Raw genomic sequence first — 21,611 nt, forward strand, 5'->3', positions numbered from 1 at the left:
TATTGACAACGTGTATTGTCAAAATTATATTGGTTACATCTTAAACTGCACGTAATCTAGGCGAATATGTGCATATCATTCGCAACACAAAGGATAGGCAATGAAAAATTTTAAAAATAAAGTCGCAGCGATCACAGGTGCAGGTTCTGGGATTGGACAACAATTAGCTGTTTTATTGGCTCAACAAGGTTGTCATTTGTCATTGAGTGATATCAATGAAAAGGGTTTGGCGCAAACAACCGAACTATTGAAAGCGTATCCTGAGATTACAGTGACCACAAAAGTGTTGGATGTCTCAAACCGGGATGCAGTGAAACAGTGGGCGCAAGACACTGTTGAAGATCATGGTTCAGTCAATATGATCTTCAACAATGCGGGTGTGGCACTCGGCTCAACCGTGGAAGGCGCAAGCTATGAAGACTTAGAGTGGATCGTTGGGATTAATTTCTGGGGTGTGGTTTACGGGACCAAAGAATTTTTACCGTTTATCAAGCAAACCAAAGATGGTCATATCATCAATATTTCAAGTATCTTCGGTTTAACCTCACAACCAACGCAATCAGCGTATAACGCGACTAAATTCGCTGTGCGTGGTTTCACAGAATCTTTACGTCAAGAACTTGATATTGAAAAGAGTGGTGTCAGCTCGCTTTGTGTACACCCAGGTGGGATCCGTACCAATATCGCAAAAGCGGCGAAAATGAACGACAGTATGAAAAGCTTGGGTATGGATCCAGGTAAATCAATCAAACAATTCGATAAATTCTTGCGTACGCCACCAGAAGAAGCAGCACGTCAAATTCTAAATGCGGTGTTGAAAGACAAACGTCGTTTATTGATTGGTGCAGATGCGCGTATTGTTGATTCTTTCCAACGGTTGTTCCCAACGGGATATCAACGTATTGCTGCACTTGCAACGAAAATGATGTAAGTTCCGCTACTAAGATAAAAAGCCATTCTTGTTTGAATGGCTTTTTTTTGACGCTGAAGATTATGATGCACTTTTACGCTTAAATCAGAATCTTTATCTCGCGTTTCTTCCAGACAAATTGATAATAAGCGGCTTGGAATAGGCATAAACACACAAAAGCGAGTGCATAAGCCATCCAAATTCCCTTGAGTCCCCAAAGTGTGTTAAACCAATACGCACAAGGCACTTCGATTAAAAGAATAGTAAAAATATTGATCAGCATCGGCACGTTTACGGTTCCGCTAGCACGCATGATCGAGGCAAAAATTGCACTTGCGCCAAAAAACAGCAGTGACCACAGCACAATGAATAATAATTGCTGTCCCAGTTCGATAACTGCAGGATCAGTAATAAATAGCGCCATTAAATATTTCGAGAATAAATACGCCAGTATGATCAGACTACCCGTAAATAAAAAATTCATACTTAATGCGGTGCGGGTGACTTTGGCCAACAGATCTGGTTTGCCTGCACCGATCGCTTGGGCGGCAAAGATCGATGCTGCGATGGCAATCGACAATGCCGGAAACTGAATATAGTTGAGGACTTGATTGACTGCGCCGTAGGCTGCAGTTGCCTCTGCGCCGTAACGGTTGATCAAGCTTATAATCACCAATCCAGCCAAAGAAGTGGTGACCATTTGAATGCCTGTTGGAATGCCTAGTTTAAAAATCAGTTTGCTTAATTCTGCATCATGGCGGATATGTTGGAGCAATTGACGATCTATTTTAAGTGGATGATTTTTATAGTTGAGGTAGAAAGCTAGAAAAATCAACACTGCACTATAGCCTAAGATGGTGGCAATCGCGGGTGCGATGATGCCTAAGGCTGGAAAACCAAAATAACCTTTAAGTAAGACTGGCGTGACTGCTAAACCAATTAAACTGGTCAAACCCAATGCAATCAGCGGAGTGACGCTATCACCGACACCCCGTAAAATAGAGGTGTAAATAATATAAACAAACAGTAAGGGGCTACCTGCCAGCATCCATTGCACATAAGGTAGCGACATATGCATGACTTTGGGATCAGTACCTAAAAGATTGAGAATATGTTCAGCAAAAACAAAGCCTAAGATTGCGATAATTGTGCCACCAATTAAGGTGATAAAAAGGGTTGACCCAACCACACTACGAACTTTTTCTAGATTTTGCGCGCCCCAAGCTTGACCCACTAAAACTGTGGTACCTGCCGAAATACCAATGGTAAATGCCAGCAAAAAAAACAGGATAGGGAAGAAAACCGACACCGCTGCAATTGCATCGACCCCCATCATTTGCCCAACAAATATGGTATTAATCGTCCCCGACAAGTTTTGCAAAATGTTGGTGGCGATCAGCGGCACTAGAAAAACAAAAAATGTTTTCCAGAGATTGGGTTGCATCACCAATGTTTGGTGTGGGGTCATTCAAATTCCTTGGTATCTTCCTCTACGCCATTTGCAACATGATTGCTTATTTTTGTTCGGATAAATGATTGCGGTATTGAGCTTGGCGACAGCCAAGAATGAGTTTTATGATGATCAACTTTACGTGAAAAGTTGATCATTTCAAACCTTTTACAAAACATTTTCAACAAAGGCACGAATGATACCCAAGATCAAACCGATAAAGGCCCCGACAATCACACCATTGACACGGATCATGTGTAAATCACCGCCAACTTCACTCTCGATTTTGGCAATCATTTCGCGTGAATCCCACTCATGGATGCGTTCACTAATATAACGAATGATTTTGTCACTATATTGCTCACTGAAATTGGTGGCTAAGCCCACCATTTTTTCATTGAGGACGTGGCGAACATTTTCATTTTGGATCAGGCTTACACCAAGTTGTTGAATCGCTGCTTGTAAATTGGTGGCAATGCCTGAATCGGGTTGCATCAAATCTGTTTTGATTGCATCGCATAAAATCGCAATCGCACCGCTGATAAAGTTTAAAACTTGTGGGCTATCCAGCAAGGCATCTTTACCACTGTTCAAACGTTGGCTTGCTTCGCTATCGGTATCAGCAAGTTGTAGCATGAGGGCATGAGTGGTTGCCTCAATGTCTTGTCTCCATGGGTGTTCAGGATTGGCCAACATCGACTCCACTCTTTCAATCAGCGAGTCAATAGTACGCTGTTGCACATCAATGCCGATCCAGCTCGCACCTTTAGCCAGTTTCCAGACCCCCAGTTCTTTAAATAATGTGCGAGACAACTCTCGTGCTTCTTCTGGATGTGACACCATCCATTGATGAGCCAGATCGAGTCCACGTTGTAACACATCTTGATGGAAGTCATTTTCCAAAACTGCACGTAACATTTCACTGGCAAGCGTATTGATTTTGGTACTGCGCACCCATTGCACACTGTTGTTTTGTACAAAATTGGCAATTTGATCCTGACTGACAAACTCAAAAATTTTCGGAACCGTTTGCTGGATGATTTGAACCACGTGTCCATTATTTTTGGGGTTGGCTAACCATTGACCGACCGCCAAACTGAGGTCGGTATTTTGCAAACTACGTTGCACGATTTGGGGAGATAAGAAATTTTCCTGAACAAAACGACCCATTGATTCAGCAATACGTGCCTTATTCCGTGGAATAATCTCAGTATGATCACGTAATAGTTTGGGTAATGGGATTTTCCCAAATGGATTGCGGAATAACACTGTCACCGCATACCAATCGGCCAAACCACCGACCACACCTGCTTCGGCGCTTAACATGAAAATATGGATCAGCCACCGATACTCAGGCAGAAAATGCGCCACGACCATTAAACAAATCCACGTCATCACTGCAATCACCAATGCTACGGTGGCGAAGTATTTACTTCTTTGCAGGCTTGGTACTTTGTGGATTTCTTCGGCTGAATTCATTGAGTCATCCTATTCATTCATTTTTGTTTTGAGGTGGTGCAGGGGGTTGCAACACTTCTCCTGTTGGACTCAATCCGTATTTTTGTCCTAAGGATCGCAAAATCAGCTGTGCATCAAATGCATCAGGTGATTGCTGTTGAGTCTTAAAGCATTCAATAGTATACGACACTTGGATGGGATCAAGATTGACCACTTGTGGTACATCATAGAATGGATCCGGCCAAAAGGCGGGGTGACGACGATAATAGCCATAAGGATAATACGGTCGACTCGGATAAATTACCGCTTGGCGTTGCTCCTTGAACCGCGCATTGCTTGGGTCATCAACTACAGTGAAAAAACGGAACCCATTTTGGAGCGTGGTTTGTGCTGCCTTGAGTAAGGTAATTTCCTCAGCTGTACCATAACTCAGATTATTTCCTGCTTGGAAGCCGATACGGAAGCTTTTGTTATTTAATGGATAAGCGGTGAATTGCCCCAATTGATCAAAGGTCTTGGGTTGAGACGGTATGCTGGCACACCCTGTAAATGCCAATGTGACCAATAGCGGGGCACAGATGAGTAACGATTTCATATGCAATTCCTCTGTCTGACGTCGAGGGGAGATCGACTTAAAAGCTGCTGTTTGGCTGTGTTAAGAATTCAAGTTCTTCGGCGCTGGATGTTCGTCCCAAGATCGCATTGCGATGAGGATAGCGTCCGAAGCGATCGATAATCACTTTATGTTTTTTCTCAAAATCTAAGTTGATTTCATTGCCTAAACGTTGAAACAGTTTTAAGGCAAATTCATGGATGAGCTTGGACTCACTATGCATAAATGGCATATATAAAAAGGAACGTTGTTCAGGGCTTAACTGAGCATCTAATTGTAGGCTAATTGCTTCTTGAGCCAGCATCAATGCCATGCTGTCATACGCAAAAGCTTGTGCTTGATCACGATATAAATTACGTGAGAATTGATCTAAAACAATAATTTCAGCTAAACGACCTTCAGGTGTTTGACGCCATGACCAAAGTTCTGCTTGAGTTGCTTGATCATGAATCGGTTGAAAAAGCCCGCGAATTTTCGTATCAAATTCATCACTTTTGGCAAACCAAAGTGAGCGATGATCGGGAGAAAACCAAAAATCAAGAATGTCTTGCGCTTGCATCGTTGAGTATCCATTGGAAGATTTATTTTTAATAAAATCACAATTTCAGCATGTCTTATAGAGCAAGATTGTGATAAAAATTGCCAAGCTAAGCGAATACAATCAGATGACTAGATCGTAATAGTCGTTATAATTGGCGGAGTCGTGACAGTAGGCATGTTTGGCATGCGAATACACGCGATGAAGTCACCAGCCTTGATCTGGTTGGCCGATCTTGAATAACCGAGCATATAAATTATGAACCAACCTTGCACACTTTCGTCCGCTATTGTACCGACTTGGGTAAATGCCTCACAATTAGACGGTATGTTACGCGGTATCGAGCGTGAAAGTTTGCGTATGCAAAGCAATGGATTTTTATCACAAAAAAACCATCCAAAAGCTTTGGGTTCAGCACTCACACATCCCCATATTACGACTGATTATTCAGAAGCGTTAATGGAGTTCATTACCACGCCACACAATACCATTGCCGCTGCATTAAATGAGTTAAGCGATATTCATCAGGTGGTGCACCAGCAACTCGAAGATGGTGAGAAATTGTGGCCGCTTTCCATGCCTTGTATGCTGGATGACAATGAAGAAAATATAAAACTTGCTCAGTATGGCACGTCTAATATCGGGCGTTTTAAAACGCTTTATCGTCATGGTTTGGGAGTACGTTATGGTCGTCGGATGCAGACCATTTCAGGTGTACATTATAATTTATCTTTTCCTGATCAGTTGTTTGCAACTTTGCAGCAGCATGAAAAAAATGAAGAACTAAAACAACTCAGTTTGCAAGATTATCGAAGCCATCGTTATTTTGCCTTGATCCGAAATTTTATTCGCATGACTCCCTTGGTGATGTATTTGCTTGGCGCAAGTCCATCGGTCTGTCGTTGCTTTTTAACAGGGCGTAACCACCATTTACAGCCTTTGGTCAAAGGAACCTTGTACTTACCAGAGGCAACTGCCTTGCGTATGGGACGTTTGGGTTACCAAAACTCAGCACAAAAGCAGTTGGGGATTTATTATAACGATTTGCATGATTATTTAGATGGATTACAAAAGGCCGTCCATACGCCATATCCTGCATTTACTGATTTAGGTTTGAATGATGAGGCAGGTGAACCGATTCAAATCAATGACCATGTTTTACAGATTGAAAATGAATACTACAGTCTAGTGCGTCCAAAGCAAGTGCCTCAAGCGGGTGAAACCCCTTCGCAAGCATTGAAGAATCGTGGTGTGGGTTATGTAGAGCTGCGTGCGGTCGATGTGAATCCCTATAGTGCGATTGGGATTGATGAAACCACAGCAGGGTTCTTAGAAAGTCTGGCCTTGTATTGTTTATTGCGGGAAAGTCCTGATCTATGGTCTGACGAACAAGATCAGATTGATCAAAATCAAACTGAAGTGGTCAATCGAGGGCGTGCAGCAGATGCCCAGATCAAAGAAGGGCATCTAACAGTGTCATTTCAGGATTGGGCACAGCAACATTTAAGCGAAATTCATACTTGTGCCGCGACACTAGATCAAATGGATGGTACTTCTCTTTATCAGGATGCTGTTTATGTCATGCAACAGCGTTTAAATGATGTTGAAAATACCCTTTCAGCACAAGTGATCAAAGATACTTTACAGCATGGTGGCACATGGAACTTTGGTAGTGTCATGGCTCAACAGCATGTAGATTGTTATGACCAGCATCAACTCAGTGCAGAAAGACAGCAATATTTTGAACATTTAGCGCAAACGTCGTTGCAAAAACAGTGGCAACTTGAACAAGAAAATGACACGAGTTTTGAACAATATCTTGCACAATACCGTTAAATCTTTTGAGGACTTCCTATGCGATGGAATTACCGTTTGGTCAGTGCAGTATTGGTACTGACCAGTATTATCGGACTCTCGTTCGCGTTGTATTTAGAGCATGTGCAAGGATTGGAACCTTGCCCATTGTGTGTGTTTCAACGTGTAGGTCTAATTGGAATGGGATTGATTGCACTGGTTGCATTCATTCATAACCCGATTTCAAATGTATTTAAACGTTTTTATGCATTGCTGGCGACATTAGCGATTGGTTGGTCGGTGGGTGTTGCAGCACGACATGTTTGGTTGCAAAACTTACCAGCTGATCAGGTTCCAAGTTGTGGTCCAGGTTTGGATTATTTGGTTGATGTCTTGCCCATGAAAACAGTATTGCAACAAGTGCTTTCTGGTTCTGGTGAATGTGCTTTAGTCGATTGGAGTTTCTTGGGTCAGTCATTACCAGTATGGTCATTGATTTATTTCAGTCTGATATTGCTGATTTGTTTATGGCAGCTTTTTAGAAAATATAGTACAGCTAAACAATAACCATAGAGTTTTTAAAACAACTAAAAAGCCCCTGAATATATATCAATATTTAGGGGCTTTTTCTTTTAAATCAATTGGATATATTTTTAGATAAAAACAACTATTTTTTATGTACAGAAAGGTATTTTTCTTATAAAGTTCAACCGATTCTTAAAATTATGATCATAAAAAATGCTTTTGAATATATTTAATGTATTAGAAAAACTGGGGTTAAATGCACAGAAGCGTGCGATACACGTCCAATTTGCAGATCCGATGTTAACGGCGCAGGTGTTCTTACAGCTAATATCTGGAAAACATGTTTTAAATCAAGGGCTAACGTCAGAACTCATTTGCCTGTCTACCAATGCGAGCATTCCGCTTAAAAAATTTATTGGATGTACTGTTGCAGTCGATCAGGTCACTGATACTGGACAATTGGCGCGCAGCACAGGGATTATTACCGCGGCAGCTCAAGGTCAAAGTGATGGAGCACTTACGCTTTATCGTCTCACCATGCAAGATGCCACATCATTATGGACAAAACGCCGTAATAGCCGGGTATTTATGAACCAATCGGTGGTTGAAATTGTTCAGACTTTATTTAAAGAGTGGCAACAACGTAGTCCTCTATTTGCAGCGAGTTTGACATTAGATCTCAGTGGGCTTAGCAAAGACTATGATGTTCGTCCCTTTACCATGCAGCACAATGAACTCGATTCAATGTTCATTCAACGATTGTTGGCTTCTGAATCGATCAATAGCTTAATTGATGAAGCTCAGCATCTTGTTCCGTTCAGTGCATCTCCAATTCAAGCGCAAAAACTCCGACTGATTGATGACAATAACCACTACCAAGCGCTTGAGCGCCATAGTATTCGTTACCACCGTAGTAGTGCTACAGAACAATATGACAGCATGACCAGTTTGGTTGCAGAACGTAGCTTGCAACCGACCACGGTGCATATCCAACGTTGGCAAGCGGATGCGCTTGATCAAGAAGATGGCGCAGGCAGTGTCCAAAGTACCCACGGACACAGTGATCACTATGACAATGCAAGTTTAGGATTAGAGGATGCATGGCACTTCACGCCTGCATGGATACAAGATCTGAATGGTGAGGATGGTGCGAGTACCTCAGGCAATCATCAAATCGAACGCATCAATGAACAACTGAGCAATTACCATAGTGCGCAGGCAAAACAATTTATTGCCAATACCACGGTTCGTGATGCGCATGTGGGTTATTGGTTTGAACTCAAACAACACCCAGAAATTGACCAGCATGCCAGTGCGGATAGAAACTTCCTCATTACGGCGAAGCAGTTCTATAACCAAAATAACTTACCTAAAGAGTTGAACTTACAGGTCAAGCAATTGCTACAGCAGAGTCATTGGCAACCTCTGTTGAGTCACTCAATGTTAGAAGAACGTCAAGGCAACCAACTCACACTGCAACGCCGTCATATTCCCACCGTACCTGAATATCAGCCCTTACAACATCGTCCCATTGCATATCCTCAACGAGCAAAGGTGGTAGGCCCAGCAGGTGAAACCATTCATGTGGATGAATGGGGACGGATCAAAGTACGCTTTCTATTTACTCGTGCCGATGATCATGGTCATGATGGTGGCGCTGGCACCAATGACAACGATACCGACTCCGCTTGGGTGGATGTTCTGACACCTTGGGCGGGTGAAGGCTATGGTGCGCGATTCCTGCCGCGAATAGGTGAGATCGTTGTGATTGATTTCTTTGATGGCAACATTGATCGCCCCTTTGTGACGGGGCGAATCCATGAGGCGCAGCGTTCACCGACTCGATTCGATATCAAAGGGCAACTCCCTGATACCAAAAAACTCAGTGGTATTCGTAGTCAAGAAGTCGATGGTCGAGGATTCAACCAACTCAGATTTGACGATACCACGGGGCAGATTAGTACCCAATTACAAAGTAGTCATGCTGCAACTCAACTGAACTTAGGGCATTTAAGCCATCCAAAAGAACAAGCACACAGTGCAGGACGTGGTGAGGGTTTTGAACTCAGAACGGATGCTTGGGGCGCGGTACGTGCAGGTAAAGGTATGCTGATCAGTACCTATGCACAAGAACAAGCGATCGCAGATCACTTGGAAGCAGCCCAAGCGCAATCATTGCTGACTGAAGGTTTTGAAAGCATGAAAATGCTAAGTGACATTGCTCACAAACAACAAGCCGATGCGCTCAATGTCATTGAACGTTTACCCAAATTTATACAGTCTTTGGAGTTAAAAACCAAAGGACAGGCATTAAACAATACCGTAAATCTTTTTAAAAATGAGATGCAAAGCAATCCGCTAAATGCTTTAAAAGATTGTGGTGGTTTTATTGGTGATATTGGTGCGCTTGGTGGAAATAGTAAAGCCATTGTTGATGAATTTAATGCATTTTTCGCAGATGCAAAAGATGCAGTGGAGAATCTTAAAACGTTTATTGAAAATGTTGAAGAACACGGTGCAGATATTGTCAAAGGACAACTAGCAGCCCTCAAAGATAAGATTCAACACAACCCCTTTGAAGGTCTAAAAGAAGTCGGACAAGTCCTTGCGAATGTCGATATTAAAGACTTTGATCTGATGAGTAGCTGTGGAACGTTTAGTAAAGGCAGCAGTTTAAAGGTCAGTCCATTACAAGCATTGGGTTCTTTGCAAGGCTTTATGGAAAATTATACCCAAGACTTAGAAAAGAGTAAGGACAGCAAACAACAAGCCCAAGGAAAAATCTTTAGACAAGCATTGATGCTGTTGGCCTCACCGAATGGAATTGCGCTGACCACACCTGAGAATATTATTTTACAAGCCTCGCAAGACATTGCAGAAAGTGCCAGTGGTTCCATCAATTTGAGTGCCCAGAAAAATATTATTGGGCATGCGCAAGACAAAATCAGCTTGTTTGCAGCCCAAAAAGGAATACGAGCCTATGCCGCCAAAGGAAAAGTTGAATTACAAGCACAAGATGACATGATCGAAGCAATTGCCCGTCGGGTGATCAAGATTATATCGACAGAAGAAAAGATCGAGATTACCAGTCCAATCGAAATCGACCTAAAGGCAGGAGGCTCGCAGCTTAAGATTAATAAGGATGGGGTATTTGTAAATACTGGCGGTAATTTCAAGGTTAAGGCAGGACAGCATGTCTTTGAGAGTGGTGCAGTTGTCAATGCTGAGCTACCGACCATGCCAAAGAGTGGGGTGTACAGCCGACGTTTTGATTTTAGTGGTTTGGTTTCTCCTGAATTATTACAAGAAGGTTTTCTTTATAAGGTGATTAATCGCGCGAAGAAAACAGAATATGTGGGTGTGCTTGATGATGGAGCGAGAACACGAAGAATCTTTAGCGACAACCCTGACCAAATCGAAGTTGTTTTACTTGGAAAAGACAAAGAAAGTGCAGATAAGTTGCTATTGGTAGAAGAGCCGATGCTCGAAAATCACAGCTCGGATGAGGCGTGTTGCGGTGGCGATGAACACCATCATGATGACTGTGAACATGCTCAAATAGACGCTACAGATGAATCGAATTTAGAACATGATTTTAAGCAATTTGGATGTGGGGATTAAGAAATGAAAATAGCTAAAGTATTTATTGGCTCATTGGTTTTATTGCAAAGTGTGAGTTTATATGCAGAGAGCTCTAAACAATGCTTAAAATATTGGAATGAGCCAGTAGTGGAGATTAAAGTTCTAGGGGAAGTTGAGTGTGAGCATGTCTGGGAGTTCGGTCAAAATAGTGCAAGCCAGAATCGACTCAAACTGCTAGATCAACTGAATTTAAAACGGAAAAATAATCAATGGATGTCAACTGGTATTTGCTCTAAGGTTTTGTATAACCATAAAGAATATTATATTTATAATGCAAATTACAAGGAAGACAAAGATGATGTATGGATCGCATATGATAATAAAAATGCTTTTGCTTATTTTAGAAAAATAGTTGCTCCTTCAGAAGAAGGTGCTCGCTCAGGTGTTGTTTTAAGTTGTGCTAGTATTGGTGTGGATGATAAATCTAGATACGTTCTAAATAGCTATTTAAAAAATAATACATCTGTGAGTATGAGTTTTTATAAGACCAATGATTGGTATAAAGAGAATTAAAATGATAAAAACAATTAAATTTGATAAAAATGATACCAAGAATTTTGAAAATAATTTAGCAGGTTTTATTGAGGCAGTAAGTTTTAAAGAGTCTTCATCTGATCTCTCTTTGTCAATAGATCACCCCATAAATACTCGTGCTGCGAATAAGGTAAATGGGTCCGGTTATATGGGGTTGTTTCAATTTGGGGAAGAAGCTTTATATGATTTGGGTTATTATTTGGGAGACCACGGAATATCGTACGAGGATATTAAAGGTGCTGACAAAAAATCGCCTATACGGAAAAGATGGCAGAGTCAATTTGATTCAAATAATTGGATTGGTAAATGGTCTGGTAAAAGAAATATAAACTCAAAGCTAGACTTCTTGAGAAATCCTCAAATTCAATATGAAGTTATTAAGGAGTGGATTGGTTATTTATGTAATCAATTGAGAAATAATAATCTAAATGAGTATTTTGGAAGAACGATTCAAGGTATTGAAGTTTCAGAGTCAGGCGCCATAGCTGGTATGCATTTAGTTGGCATTGGGGGGCTGGGTGCTTTTTTGGGCATTCCAAAATTTCAGGGGTCAAATCAAATAGATGGAAATGGCACACATATCAGTAAATATATCGAAATGTTTAACCATTTTGATTTAGAAATCTGTTGCAAAAGAAAGATTTATATAAGTTTAACTGACTCAGAGAAAAGTGCTTTAGCAAATAAAGAAGTGGTATTAGTTTCGCGTTATGATGGGAAATATGTATCTGGTGAATCGCGAGTAAGGGTAAAAAGCGATGAGCATGGCAAGCTTCCAGTTATTGTTCGTCATCCGAATACAGAAATAAAAATTATAGCGGATGGAAAAGAGTCTAATAGCATCCTCCAAAAAGCCAATGAGAAGCAGAAAGCTACCTTAAGTGATTTCACGGTTTCAAGTTATCCAGCAACCTTAGAAGCAGAAAATTCACCTCAGCCAAAACCACAAGCCAATAAGACTCCGCAAGAAGTGAGGAATGAGCAAGCTGCACCATCTTCGCCATCGGTAGACTCAACTTCCGCATTAAAAGATATTCAATTCAACGTTCAAATCGTGGAAGGTGATTCAGGGAAACCTATTCCGAATATGAATTTTTTCCTCACGTACAAAGGGAATATTAAAAAGCATACCGCAAATAACAATGGTGTAAGACAAGGAGTTGTTGCAGAAGAAGGTCAGGATATTGAGGTTTCTGTAGAAGGGGATGGATATAAACAAGTGATTCATCATTTTAAAGTGGATGCAGCACTTAATAATCAAACCGTAAAAGTACGGTTACCTGTACATAGTTTTAGTATAAGCGTCACTCAAGACGGTCAACGCGTAGCAAACACATTGTTTAGTATTTTTTATAGAGGGCGCGAGATTCCTAAAAGAACAAATGCATCAGGGATTATTACTGTAAAAATGCTTACAGGCTTTGTTTTTGGCTTTGGAGTCAAAGGTAAAAATTTGGTTCCAAGTAGAGTTGAAAAGTCTGTTGTAACTAAAGGGTTTATTGTAAATGCAAGTGCAGTAAAAGCATCAAGACTACATGAAGTAGCGGATGAACAACAAAAACAACAACAAGCAGAAACAGCGAGATTGCAGCAACAGCAAAAAGAAGCTGCCGAAAAGAAAGAAAAACAAGCTGAGGAGGAAAGAAAAAAAGCTAAAACCGAAGCGGATAAGAATAATCAAGCCCGACAAAATAATAGCTATACACAAAATGGTGGTCGACCGATCACCACAGTGAGTCGTCAAGCACCTGTAACCAGTGATACAACTCGTTATCATATTTATCATAATGGAAAAATTAAAAGAGAGAATAGAGCTGCAACGGGGTATGCAGAGTTTATTTATTATGATCAGAATGGTGGCGCTCATAATTTGGGGAAGTCTAGATTTATTGTTGCTCCAAAAAGAGGGAAGAGCAATGTAACTGTAGGGGGTAATGTTTATCTTATCGATCAAAGAAAACATACATATTATAGAAGTGATGCTATTAATTATAAGTGGACTATAATAAGTGACAGTCATAGATACTATTTAAATGGTATAACAATGGCCGCAGTGTTAGGGGCACTTATTGATTATGGTAATGAAGAGTTTGTTGGGAGTGGTTTTAGTACAATCGATGCTAAATCAGCTAGACCCAGCACTAGTCATATTAATGGAGAAGCTGGCGATTTTAGATATTTAGGCATTAATGGAGTTCATAAGAATGGAGCTGTATGGACTAATTACTCTACTTTTGATATGGCTGCGAATACAAAATTTGTACAGATACTAAGGAAATTTGGGTTTGGTACTTTTTTAACAGGTACTAAAGAAGTTGGTGGCACGGCTAAAGTACCTGGTACTAGTTATTGGGATGGTCACCATCATCATTTACACATAGGAAGGCATAGTTATAATGTTGAAGATATTTAAAGGGTTCTGGTTAATTTTAGTAGGAGTATTATTTATTTCCTGTAGTGGCGACATAAAAAAGGAAACTGATATAAAGGCACAAAATATTCAATTTGAACTAGATGGTGTAAATGGTATAAAAGTAAATAGTGCTTTTGACAGTGCTAAATTAGAGAAATATACAGAAGACTTTGATGGCTGTTTTTTAGCTAAAGAAGTAAATTCTGATAATGGGATAAGTTATGAAGTTAGTGATGGGTTAATTACAACTATAAGAACCTCAAAGCAAGGTGTTTTATCTCCTTATGGTGTTGCTATAGGGGATCATATGGATCAAATCTATAAAAAACACCCTTCAAATCTAAAACCTGAAGTTGAAGATAATGAAAATGGTGTAGCAGGCGAAAATATTTTTGTCTATTTTTGGAGTGACCAAAATCAAGAGTTAGGTTTAAAGTATACTGTTGATTCAGATATTGTTACATCGATATCTATAGGAACTTTAATGGATTGCATATAGGTTTCTTAAACTCTTATCTAGTGACTTCGTATGAAGTTGTCAGATAAGAGTTTATCAATACCTATTAATATTTTGGTTGAGTTTGTGAAGATCATGCCACAATTTTAAATTTTACTATTTTATTGATGTTATCTAGTACTTAGCCTCGTTAAGCTTATCAATAAACCCTTATTAAATATGCACGTTATAGTGAGGCGAATCTAAACATGAAGTGCGACAGATTTAAAAGCTAGATGGGTAATCAATCAATTGGACAAATTTTTATAATAGTGTTTGCCAATCTAGAGCTTTTCTTAGTCTCGTATTAAGTGACTAGCTACTTGGTTTAAATAATTCTGATCAGCTTGATTTAATAAACTGCTTATTTCAAATTTGATGAAGCAATCAACAATCAAGCCTTAAAAGTACGACTGTCAATACATAGTTTTAATATAACGATCACACAAGATGGCAAAAATGTAGCAAATACACTATTTAGTTTTTTTTATAGAGGATGGGAGGTACCTAAGAGAACAAATGGATCAGAGACTATTACTTTCAATTATTTTAAATAGGTTGTGATATTAATCATTCTGCTAAAAGTTAGAGAGAGTTTATAATTAACTGTCATGAAGTCCAAGAGATTACTTTTAGTGGGAATTGGAGTAAAGTAAAAAAAGTTAATGGTCAGTTTGTTATTTAAGCTTATAAGGGTATTAGCTACATAGAAGAGTGTTATGGGGCGAAGAACGTAACTATTGATGACGTAGGAGTTAATTTCGATGTTAATAAAAATAATATAGTAACAAGGATATATACTTCAAATATGTGGGGAAGCTTTGAATAAAAGTTCTGAGTATGATGTTGCATTTGGAAATGTACTCAGATCCAAATAATAAAGGCACTTTAAACGGTACAAGTGTTTATAAACGGCGTTCGGATTTAATCGATCCTACTCCATTTTTAGATAGCGCATCATTATGAGCATTTTTTCATGAAAAATATTTATATTTTAATTTTTATAAGCACTCTAATTGCATGTAGTGATAAAAGTCAGGATAAAATACAAGATGGTTTAAATAATGAACAAAAAGTAATGCATACAGAAGTACATGAACAACCACCCAGTGTCGCAAGCGAAGCTTTAGCAGTAGATGAGACAAAAGAGGGTACAGATAAAATAGTTACAACGGAAAAAACTGATCAAACAGCTCAAATCTCTTGTTTCAATAAAAATATTACGGAATGGTATGGTTTTGATGAAGCTTCTGCTGAACCAAAATGTGAAGCCATAAAGAATTTTAAGCTGCCATCTTATAAATGTGATGTGTCTAAAAATGCCTTTGGTGATGATAAAGATGCCATTTTAGTGGAAAATCAAAACCAGCGGATTTTCGTTTATTCTAATTCTAAATACTGTAATGAAATGCTGGATATACGCAATTCTAATGCACCATAGAGTTACTGTTTAAAATAAACTGTTTTATAAGCAAAATACTGTAAAGCAAAAAGAAATTTGGCGTCAAATATCCCGAATATATTTAAAAAAGCTTGGCTATTACAGCCAAGCTTTTTACTTTAAGTCTCAACAATCCCTTCTAAATCATCAAAGGTATAGTTATTTGGCACATTAATCAGATGCGTTTGAACACCTTGTTCAACTTTATCACTGACATCAGGATAGAGCCAACGCGTAATTTGTTCAGCTACACTTGAATGGTATTGAATCTCAAAATGATTCAAACCATAGAACACCGCTTTATGCGTATCAGGTAATTTAAGTTGAAAACGAGGATTTGGGTGTTCACCTAACGCACTCTTTACACTGACCAAATAATCTCCGATCACAGTGAGTGCTTTAGTCCGTAATTTTTCGAATTCTAATGTACCTGCAATTAAGAAGGTATTGATATGTGAGGGTAAAGGCGCTGGTTTGCGATTGTCATCTGCAAAACCAATACGTGCATCATTATGTTCCCAATCATCATCACGAACACTACCATGACGCAGATCTAAAATACCGTTACTGCGAATATTGACCAATTGGCCAATAAGACTAATAAACGGGAATGCCCCAATCTTGTCTTGTAAAATAAAACCAAAACGTTCCAGTGCTGCACCATGATGTGGAGAACCGATACACACCAAGTTTTCAACCATGTGTACCCATTGGCAGAGATCTTGTTTTCCATAGAACAATGCACTACGAGAAACTAATCCCCCCATACTATGTCCAATCAAGTCAATACTGGTAATACGTGGATTACGTTGGATCAAGTCTTCAAGTACGCTGGCAAAACTACGTCCATTAGCGGAAATGCGTCGCCCAGTATTGTAGTTAAGATACAACATGGTGTTGTTATCGCGTTGAGCCAGTAAACGCTCACCAATACCACCATAACGATTATTCGACCACGTCAAATGATTCATGCATAAACCATGCGCTAAAATCACCACTCGACCTGTGAGTTCACCTTGTTGTAAAGATCCATAGTGATCATAAAGCACCATCGGCAAAGCCATTGGATTATGTTGCTTCAAGAAAAAATCACCAAAGATCCCATTAAGTGCACCCACCGCAAAATGTAAGGTAGGGGTGAGCGGTTTATCATGTAGAGCAGGAAATTTTTCAATTACTTTGCGCAAGTTTGGTGCAAGAAAACTACGACCATACTTTTGGATGGCGACATAAGAGAATTGATAGAATTTCTGTAGTTGTGGGTGCGTTTGTAATTTTTTGGCTTTTTGTGCACTTAAACCGAGCGTTGTCCGTAACACTTCAGTTTGTACCAATTGCATCAATTCGTGTACCCCACTCAAACTGGTACTGACGAGCTGTGCCAAACCTTCCAAAGCATCTGCCTGACTGGGAGGGGTACTGTCCCACTTACAGTAGGTTTCATGCAGAGGTGTTAAACTTGGCATATTGATTTCCTCATCCTTGATATATACCGAAGGGTTGAATTTATGAACCTAATACTGTTTAGATAAACTACAACAAACGCTTCTATCTTTTGCTGTTTCATCCGTAATTTTTTTAGAATACTGATGAACGGTGCATAGTATCGGTTTTTATGTCGGACAATTTAAGGGTTATATGTAAATTATATTGTTATTTGTTTATCAATTATGATTAATAATGTGATTTATTTCACTATCTGTCAAGCTGCTGTCTATTTTGGTGCATATGCAAATTATCTATTTACATGGTTTTCGTAGTGGCCCGATGTCAAAAAAGGGGCAACAATTGAGACAATACTGTGCAGGTTACGATCATATTCAAGTACATTTGCCAGATTTGAACCAGTCTCCTGAGCAAGTCATTCAGCAGGTTTCTCAACTGATTGAATCTCAACCCAAAGAACAAGTGGTTTTGGTAGGGAGTAGTTTAGGTGGGTTTTATGCGACGTATTTTGTCGCCAAGTATGCTTGTCCTGCTGTATTGATCAATCCAGCTATGCAACCATGGCAGCTATTTCAAACGCTATTCGGGATTGATCAAATCCCTCTCAAAATCACCGAGTCATGGACACTCAATGCCGAACACTTGCAACAATTACAGTCGATTGCTGAAGTAGAGCTAAAAAATGCCGATAAAACTTTAGTGCTATTGCAACAAGGCGATGAAGTCTTGGATTATCATCAGGCACAACGTTATTATAGTGCAGCACAACCGTCCTCTTTGATTTTCACTGACACTGGTGGCAGTCATGCAATGGATGATTTTGAAGAAAGATTAGCGTTAGTACTCGAATTTCTATCGGCAGCGATTCAATAAGGAAGTCAGACCAAGTGACACAATATACAGCACAATCTCTTGAAGTTCTTTCTGGTTTAGATCCTGTTCGTCGTCGTCCAGGCATGTATACCGACACCACACGGCCTAACCATTTGGCACAAGAGGTGATTGATAATGCTGTCGATGAAGCGCTTGCAGGACATGCCAATCAAGTCTATGTCACGGTATATGAAGATGGGTCGTTGTCAGTTGAGGACAATGGACGAGGTATGCCAGTCGATATTCATCCTGAATATGGTCAAAGTGGTATCGAAATTATTTTAACCAAACTGCATGCAGGCGGTAAGTTTAGTACTGATAATTATCAATTTTCAGGCGGTTTACATGGTGTTGGGATTTCGGTGGTCAATGCATTGTCAACGCGAGTTGAGGTGGCAGTACAACGCCACGGAAACTTGTATCAAATGGCATTTGAGCAGGGCGAGCCTGTTGCACCTTTATCTGTATTAGAAGGCAAAGTCGCCAAACGCGCGACAGGAACATCTGTACGCTTCTGGCCTGAGGCGAAGTATTTTGATAGTCCGAAGTTTGCATTAAAAGCGTTAAAGCATAATTTAAAGGCCAAGGCCGTTTTAGCGGCAGGCTTAAAAATCATTTACGACGATAAGATTAATAATGAACGGATCGAATGGCAGTTTGAAAATGGTTTAGTTGACTATTTGATGGATGAGTTGGAGGATCGTGAGATTTTACCTGAACCAGCCTTTGTCAGTAGTGGTAAAGCAGACCGTGCAGCATGTGAACTGGCGATTTGTTGGAATGTAGAGGGTGGCGAACAAATTCAGGAAAGTTATGTCAACCTGATTCCAACTGCGCAAGGTGGAACACATGTCAATGGTTTGCGTTCAGGTGTGACCGAAGCCTTACGTGAGTTTTGTGAGCTACGTAATTTATTGCCGCGCAACGTGAAACTCTCTGCCGAAGATGTCTGGGATGGTGTCAACTTTATTTTATCATTGAAATTCCAAGAACCTCAGTTTTCAGGACAGACCAAAGAACGTTTATCTAGTCGTGAAGCATCCAATATTGTGTTGAATATTGTGAAAGATGCCTTTGCTTTATGGCTCAATCAACATGCTGAGATTGCCACGCAATTGGCTGAGATGGCGATTGCGAAAGCTGGACGTCGTTTAAAAGCGGCGAAAAAAGTTGAGCGTAAGAAGATTGTTGCGGGTCCTGCATTGCCTGGGAAATTAGCTGATTGTGTCGGCTTGACTCGTGAAGACAGTGAACTGTTTATTGTCGAAGGTGATTCCGCAGGTGGAAGTGCCAAGCAAGCTCGAGATAAAAACTTTCAAGCGATTATGCCGATTCGTGGAAAGATCTTAAATACGTGGGAAGTGTCTTCGGATGAGGTATTAGCCTCGCAAGAAGTGCATGATATTGCCATTGCAATAGGGGTTGATCCGGGCAGTGATGATCTATCGGAACTCCGCTATGGCAAAGTCTGTATTCTTGCCGATGCCGACTCGGATGGTTTGCATATTGCGACCTTACTGTGCGCTCTATTTGTTAAACATTTTCCAACTATGGTCGAAGCAGGTCATTTATTCGTTGCGATGCCGCCTCTTTATCGTATTGATGTGGGCAAAGATGTGCATTACGCCCTTGATGATGAGGAACTTGAAGCGATCTTGAAGAAAGTGAAGGGCAATAAAAACCCACAAATTACCCGATTTAAAGGACTGGGTGAGATGAACGCTAGCCAGCTTCGTGAAACCACGATGGATCCCAATACACGTCGTTTAGTACAGTTAGATTTGGATGATGCTCATTTCACCGCAAGTTTGTTGGATAAATTACTTGCCAAAAAACGTTCGGCTGATCGTAAGCATTGGTTAGAGCAAAAGGGCAATTTAGCGGATATTGTGGTTTAAGATTTTAGCTCGCACTGAACAATTAGAGATTCATAGAAGCCAAGCACGATGCTTGGCTTTTTATATATAGCACAAAAATGCATCATTTTAGGTCGCAGCGTGTTTTTTGTATGCAATGTTGTATACAAGATTGGATTTTTCTCTTACCTTTTTGGTTAATATTTATATAAAACAATAATTTAACTTGTTGGCATGAAAATTGAATAACTCCACTCAGTTGAAATCACAATATCAATCTGTGGAGAACAAAGATGCAAAATAAAATGATGTCAATGTCGGTACTTATGGCAGCCATGATGGGGATGGGTTTGGTTGGCTGTTCCAAACCTGCAGAAAAAACAGAACAAACAAAAACAGAAACCACAGCTGCGCCAGCCGATGGTGAAACCATTAAAGTCGGAATTTTACACTCCCTTTCAGGCACGATGGCGATTTCTGAGACTTCGCTGAAAGATACGGCATTGATGACCATTAATGAAATCAATGCCAATGGTGGGGTACTCGGTAAAAAATTAGAACCAGTGGTGGTCGATCCTGCATCGGATTGGCCGTTGTTTGCGGAGCGCGCTCGTCAGTTAATTACCCAAGACAAGGTCGCGGTGATTTTTGGAAGTTGGACGTCGGTATCACGTAAATCTGTTCTCCCTGTGGTGGAAGAGTTGAATGGCTTAATGTTCTACCCTGTGCAATATGAGGGTCAGGAACAATCTAAAAATATTTTCTATACAGGCGCAGCACCGAATCAGCAAGCGATTCCTGCTGTGGAATATTTAATGAGTGACGAGGGGGGGAAAGCTGAACGCTTTGTCTTACTCGGCACGGATTATGTCTATCCACGTACCACCAATAAGATTTTACGTGCGTTCTTGAAGTCGAAAGGCATTGCTGATGCCGACATCATGGAAGAGTACACCCCATTTGGTCATAGTAATTATCAAACTATTGTTTCCAATATTAAGAAATTCTCAGCGGGTAAGAAAACCGCGGTGATCTCTACCATCAATGGTGACTCAAACGTTCCCTTCTACCGTGAGTTAGGCAACCAAGGGATTAAAGCCTCAGAGCTTCCAGTGATGGCATTCTCTGTCGGTGAGGAAGAATTGCGCGGGATCGATACCAAACCCTTGGTGGGGCATTTGGCGGCATGGAACTATTTCATGTCGATTAAAAATCCAAAAAATACTGAATTCGTGAATAAATTTAAACAATTCGCGGTGGAATACAAATTGCCAAATGCCGATAAAGTGGTCACCAATGATCCAATGGAAGCAACCTATGTCGGCATCAATATGTGGAAACAAGCTGTTGAGAAAGCAGGCACGACAGATGTAGATAAAGTTCGTGAGGCGATGGCAGGTCAAACCTTCGCTGCGCCGTCGGGTTATACCTTAAAAATGGACGCTAGCAATCACCATTTACACAAGCCTGTGATGATTGGACAAATCCGTGCCGATGGTCAGTTTGATGTGGTTTATAAAACGCCTGAAACCATTCCAGCAGAGCCTTGGAGCCCATATATTCCGAAATAAAAGCTTTTTAGAACCTGTTGTTGATGCAGTAGGTTCTTTTCATTTTTTTGA

The 21,611-nt window shown here is 40.3% G+C and carries 16 protein-coding genes; 11 read left to right on the top strand and 5 right to left on the bottom strand.

The window, feature by feature from the left end; translation table 11 throughout:
* Positions 1 to 100 precede the first annotated feature (100 nt).
* Entirely contained in the window at positions 101 to 931 is an 831-nt protein-coding gene (locus EXE30_RS00360) for an SDR family NAD(P)-dependent oxidoreductase (RefSeq protein WP_130160716.1), read from the top strand.
* 79 nt (positions 932 to 1,010) lie between these two features.
* Here EXE30_RS00360 and EXE30_RS00365 read toward each other — a convergent pair whose 3' ends face one another.
* The 4 genes from EXE30_RS00365 to EXE30_RS00380 form a co-directional block, all read right to left on the bottom strand.
* A complete protein-coding gene (locus EXE30_RS00365) occupies positions 1,011 to 2,378 on the bottom strand; it encodes an MATE family efflux transporter (protein ID WP_121929070.1) in 1,368 nt (455 codons plus the stop codon).
* A gap of 150 nt (positions 2,379 to 2,528) precedes the next feature.
* Positions 2,529 to 3,839, bottom strand: a complete 1,311-nt coding sequence (locus EXE30_RS00370; RefSeq protein ID WP_130160717.1) for a DUF445 domain-containing protein — start codon at positions 3,837 to 3,839, stop codon at positions 2,529 to 2,531.
* Between the two features lie 13 nt (positions 3,840 to 3,852).
* Complete coding sequence (locus tag EXE30_RS00375; RefSeq protein WP_005194100.1) at positions 3,853 to 4,413, bottom strand: CC0125/CC1285 family lipoprotein; 561 nt, start codon at positions 4,411 to 4,413, stop codon at positions 3,853 to 3,855.
* Positions 4,414 to 4,450: 37 nt separating this feature from the next.
* A complete protein-coding gene (locus EXE30_RS00380; protein WP_130160718.1) occupies positions 4,451 to 4,990 on the bottom strand; it encodes a DUF924 family protein in 540 nt (179 codons plus the stop codon).
* A 237-nt stretch (positions 4,991 to 5,227) separates the two neighbouring features.
* Here EXE30_RS00380 and gshA point away from each other — a divergent pair, with 237 nt between their 5' ends.
* The 7 genes from gshA (at position 5,228) to EXE30_RS00415 (ending at position 15,814) form a co-directional block, all read left to right on the top strand.
* Entirely contained in the window at positions 5,228 to 6,805 is a 1,578-nt protein-coding gene (gshA, locus tag EXE30_RS00385) for a glutamate--cysteine ligase (RefSeq protein ID WP_130160719.1), read from the top strand.
* Positions 6,806 to 6,823: 18 nt separating this feature from the next.
* Positions 6,824 to 7,330, top strand: a complete 507-nt coding sequence (locus tag EXE30_RS00390; RefSeq protein WP_130160720.1) for a disulfide bond formation protein B — start codon at positions 6,824 to 6,826, stop codon at positions 7,328 to 7,330.
* Positions 7,331 to 7,501: 171 nt separating this feature from the next.
* Entirely contained in the window at positions 7,502 to 10,909 is a 3,408-nt protein-coding gene (locus EXE30_RS00395; RefSeq protein ID WP_130160721.1) for a type VI secretion system Vgr family protein, read from the top strand.
* Positions 10,910 to 10,912: 3 nt separating this feature from the next.
* A complete protein-coding gene (locus tag EXE30_RS00400) occupies positions 10,913 to 11,443 on the top strand; it encodes a hypothetical protein (RefSeq protein ID WP_130160722.1) in 531 nt (176 codons plus the stop codon).
* A gap of 1 nt (position 11,444) precedes the next feature.
* Positions 11,445 to 13,877: a hypothetical protein gene (locus tag EXE30_RS00405; protein WP_130160723.1), complete on the top strand. Its 2,433-nt coding sequence runs from the start codon at positions 11,445 to 11,447 to the stop codon at positions 13,875 to 13,877.
* Positions 13,861 to 14,376 (top strand): hypothetical protein, encoded by a 516-nt coding sequence (locus EXE30_RS00410; protein WP_130160724.1) that lies wholly within the window; start codon positions 13,861 to 13,863, stop codon positions 14,374 to 14,376. Before EXE30_RS00405 ends, EXE30_RS00410 begins: the two co-directional genes overlap by 17 nt.
* A gap of 973 nt (positions 14,377 to 15,349) precedes the next feature.
* Positions 15,350 to 15,814 (top strand): hypothetical protein, encoded by a 465-nt coding sequence (locus EXE30_RS00415; protein ID WP_130160725.1) that lies wholly within the window; start codon positions 15,350 to 15,352, stop codon positions 15,812 to 15,814.
* 119 nt (positions 15,815 to 15,933) lie between these two features.
* Here the strand turns inward: EXE30_RS00415 and EXE30_RS00420 are convergent, their stop codons facing one another.
* On the bottom strand, positions 15,934 to 17,280 hold the full coding sequence (locus EXE30_RS00420) for a PGAP1-like alpha/beta domain-containing protein (protein WP_130160726.1): 1,347 nt from the start codon (positions 17,278 to 17,280) through the stop codon (positions 15,934 to 15,936).
* A 262-nt stretch (positions 17,281 to 17,542) separates the two neighbouring features.
* On the opposite strand from EXE30_RS00420, the gene EXE30_RS00425 reads away from it, so the two are divergent.
* The 3 genes from EXE30_RS00425 to urtA all read left to right on the top strand — a co-directional run bounded on the left by EXE30_RS00425 (position 17,543) and on the right by urtA (position 21,560).
* Complete coding sequence (locus EXE30_RS00425; protein ID WP_130160727.1) at positions 17,543 to 18,133, top strand: YqiA/YcfP family alpha/beta fold hydrolase; 591 nt, start codon at positions 17,543 to 17,545, stop codon at positions 18,131 to 18,133.
* A gap of 14 nt (positions 18,134 to 18,147) precedes the next feature.
* Positions 18,148 to 20,031: a DNA topoisomerase IV subunit B gene (parE, locus tag EXE30_RS00430; protein WP_130160728.1), complete on the top strand. Its 1,884-nt coding sequence runs from the start codon at positions 18,148 to 18,150 to the stop codon at positions 20,029 to 20,031.
* Between the two features lie 251 nt (positions 20,032 to 20,282).
* Positions 20,283 to 21,560, top strand: a complete 1,278-nt coding sequence (gene urtA, locus EXE30_RS00435) for an urea ABC transporter substrate-binding protein (RefSeq protein ID WP_130160729.1) — start codon at positions 20,283 to 20,285, stop codon at positions 21,558 to 21,560.
* The last annotated feature ends 51 nt before the right edge of the window (positions 21,561 to 21,611 follow it).

The sequence above is a fragment of the Acinetobacter halotolerans genome (genome assembly GCF_004208515.1).
Classification (GTDB): Bacteria; Pseudomonadota; Gammaproteobacteria; order Pseudomonadales; family Moraxellaceae; genus Acinetobacter; species Acinetobacter halotolerans.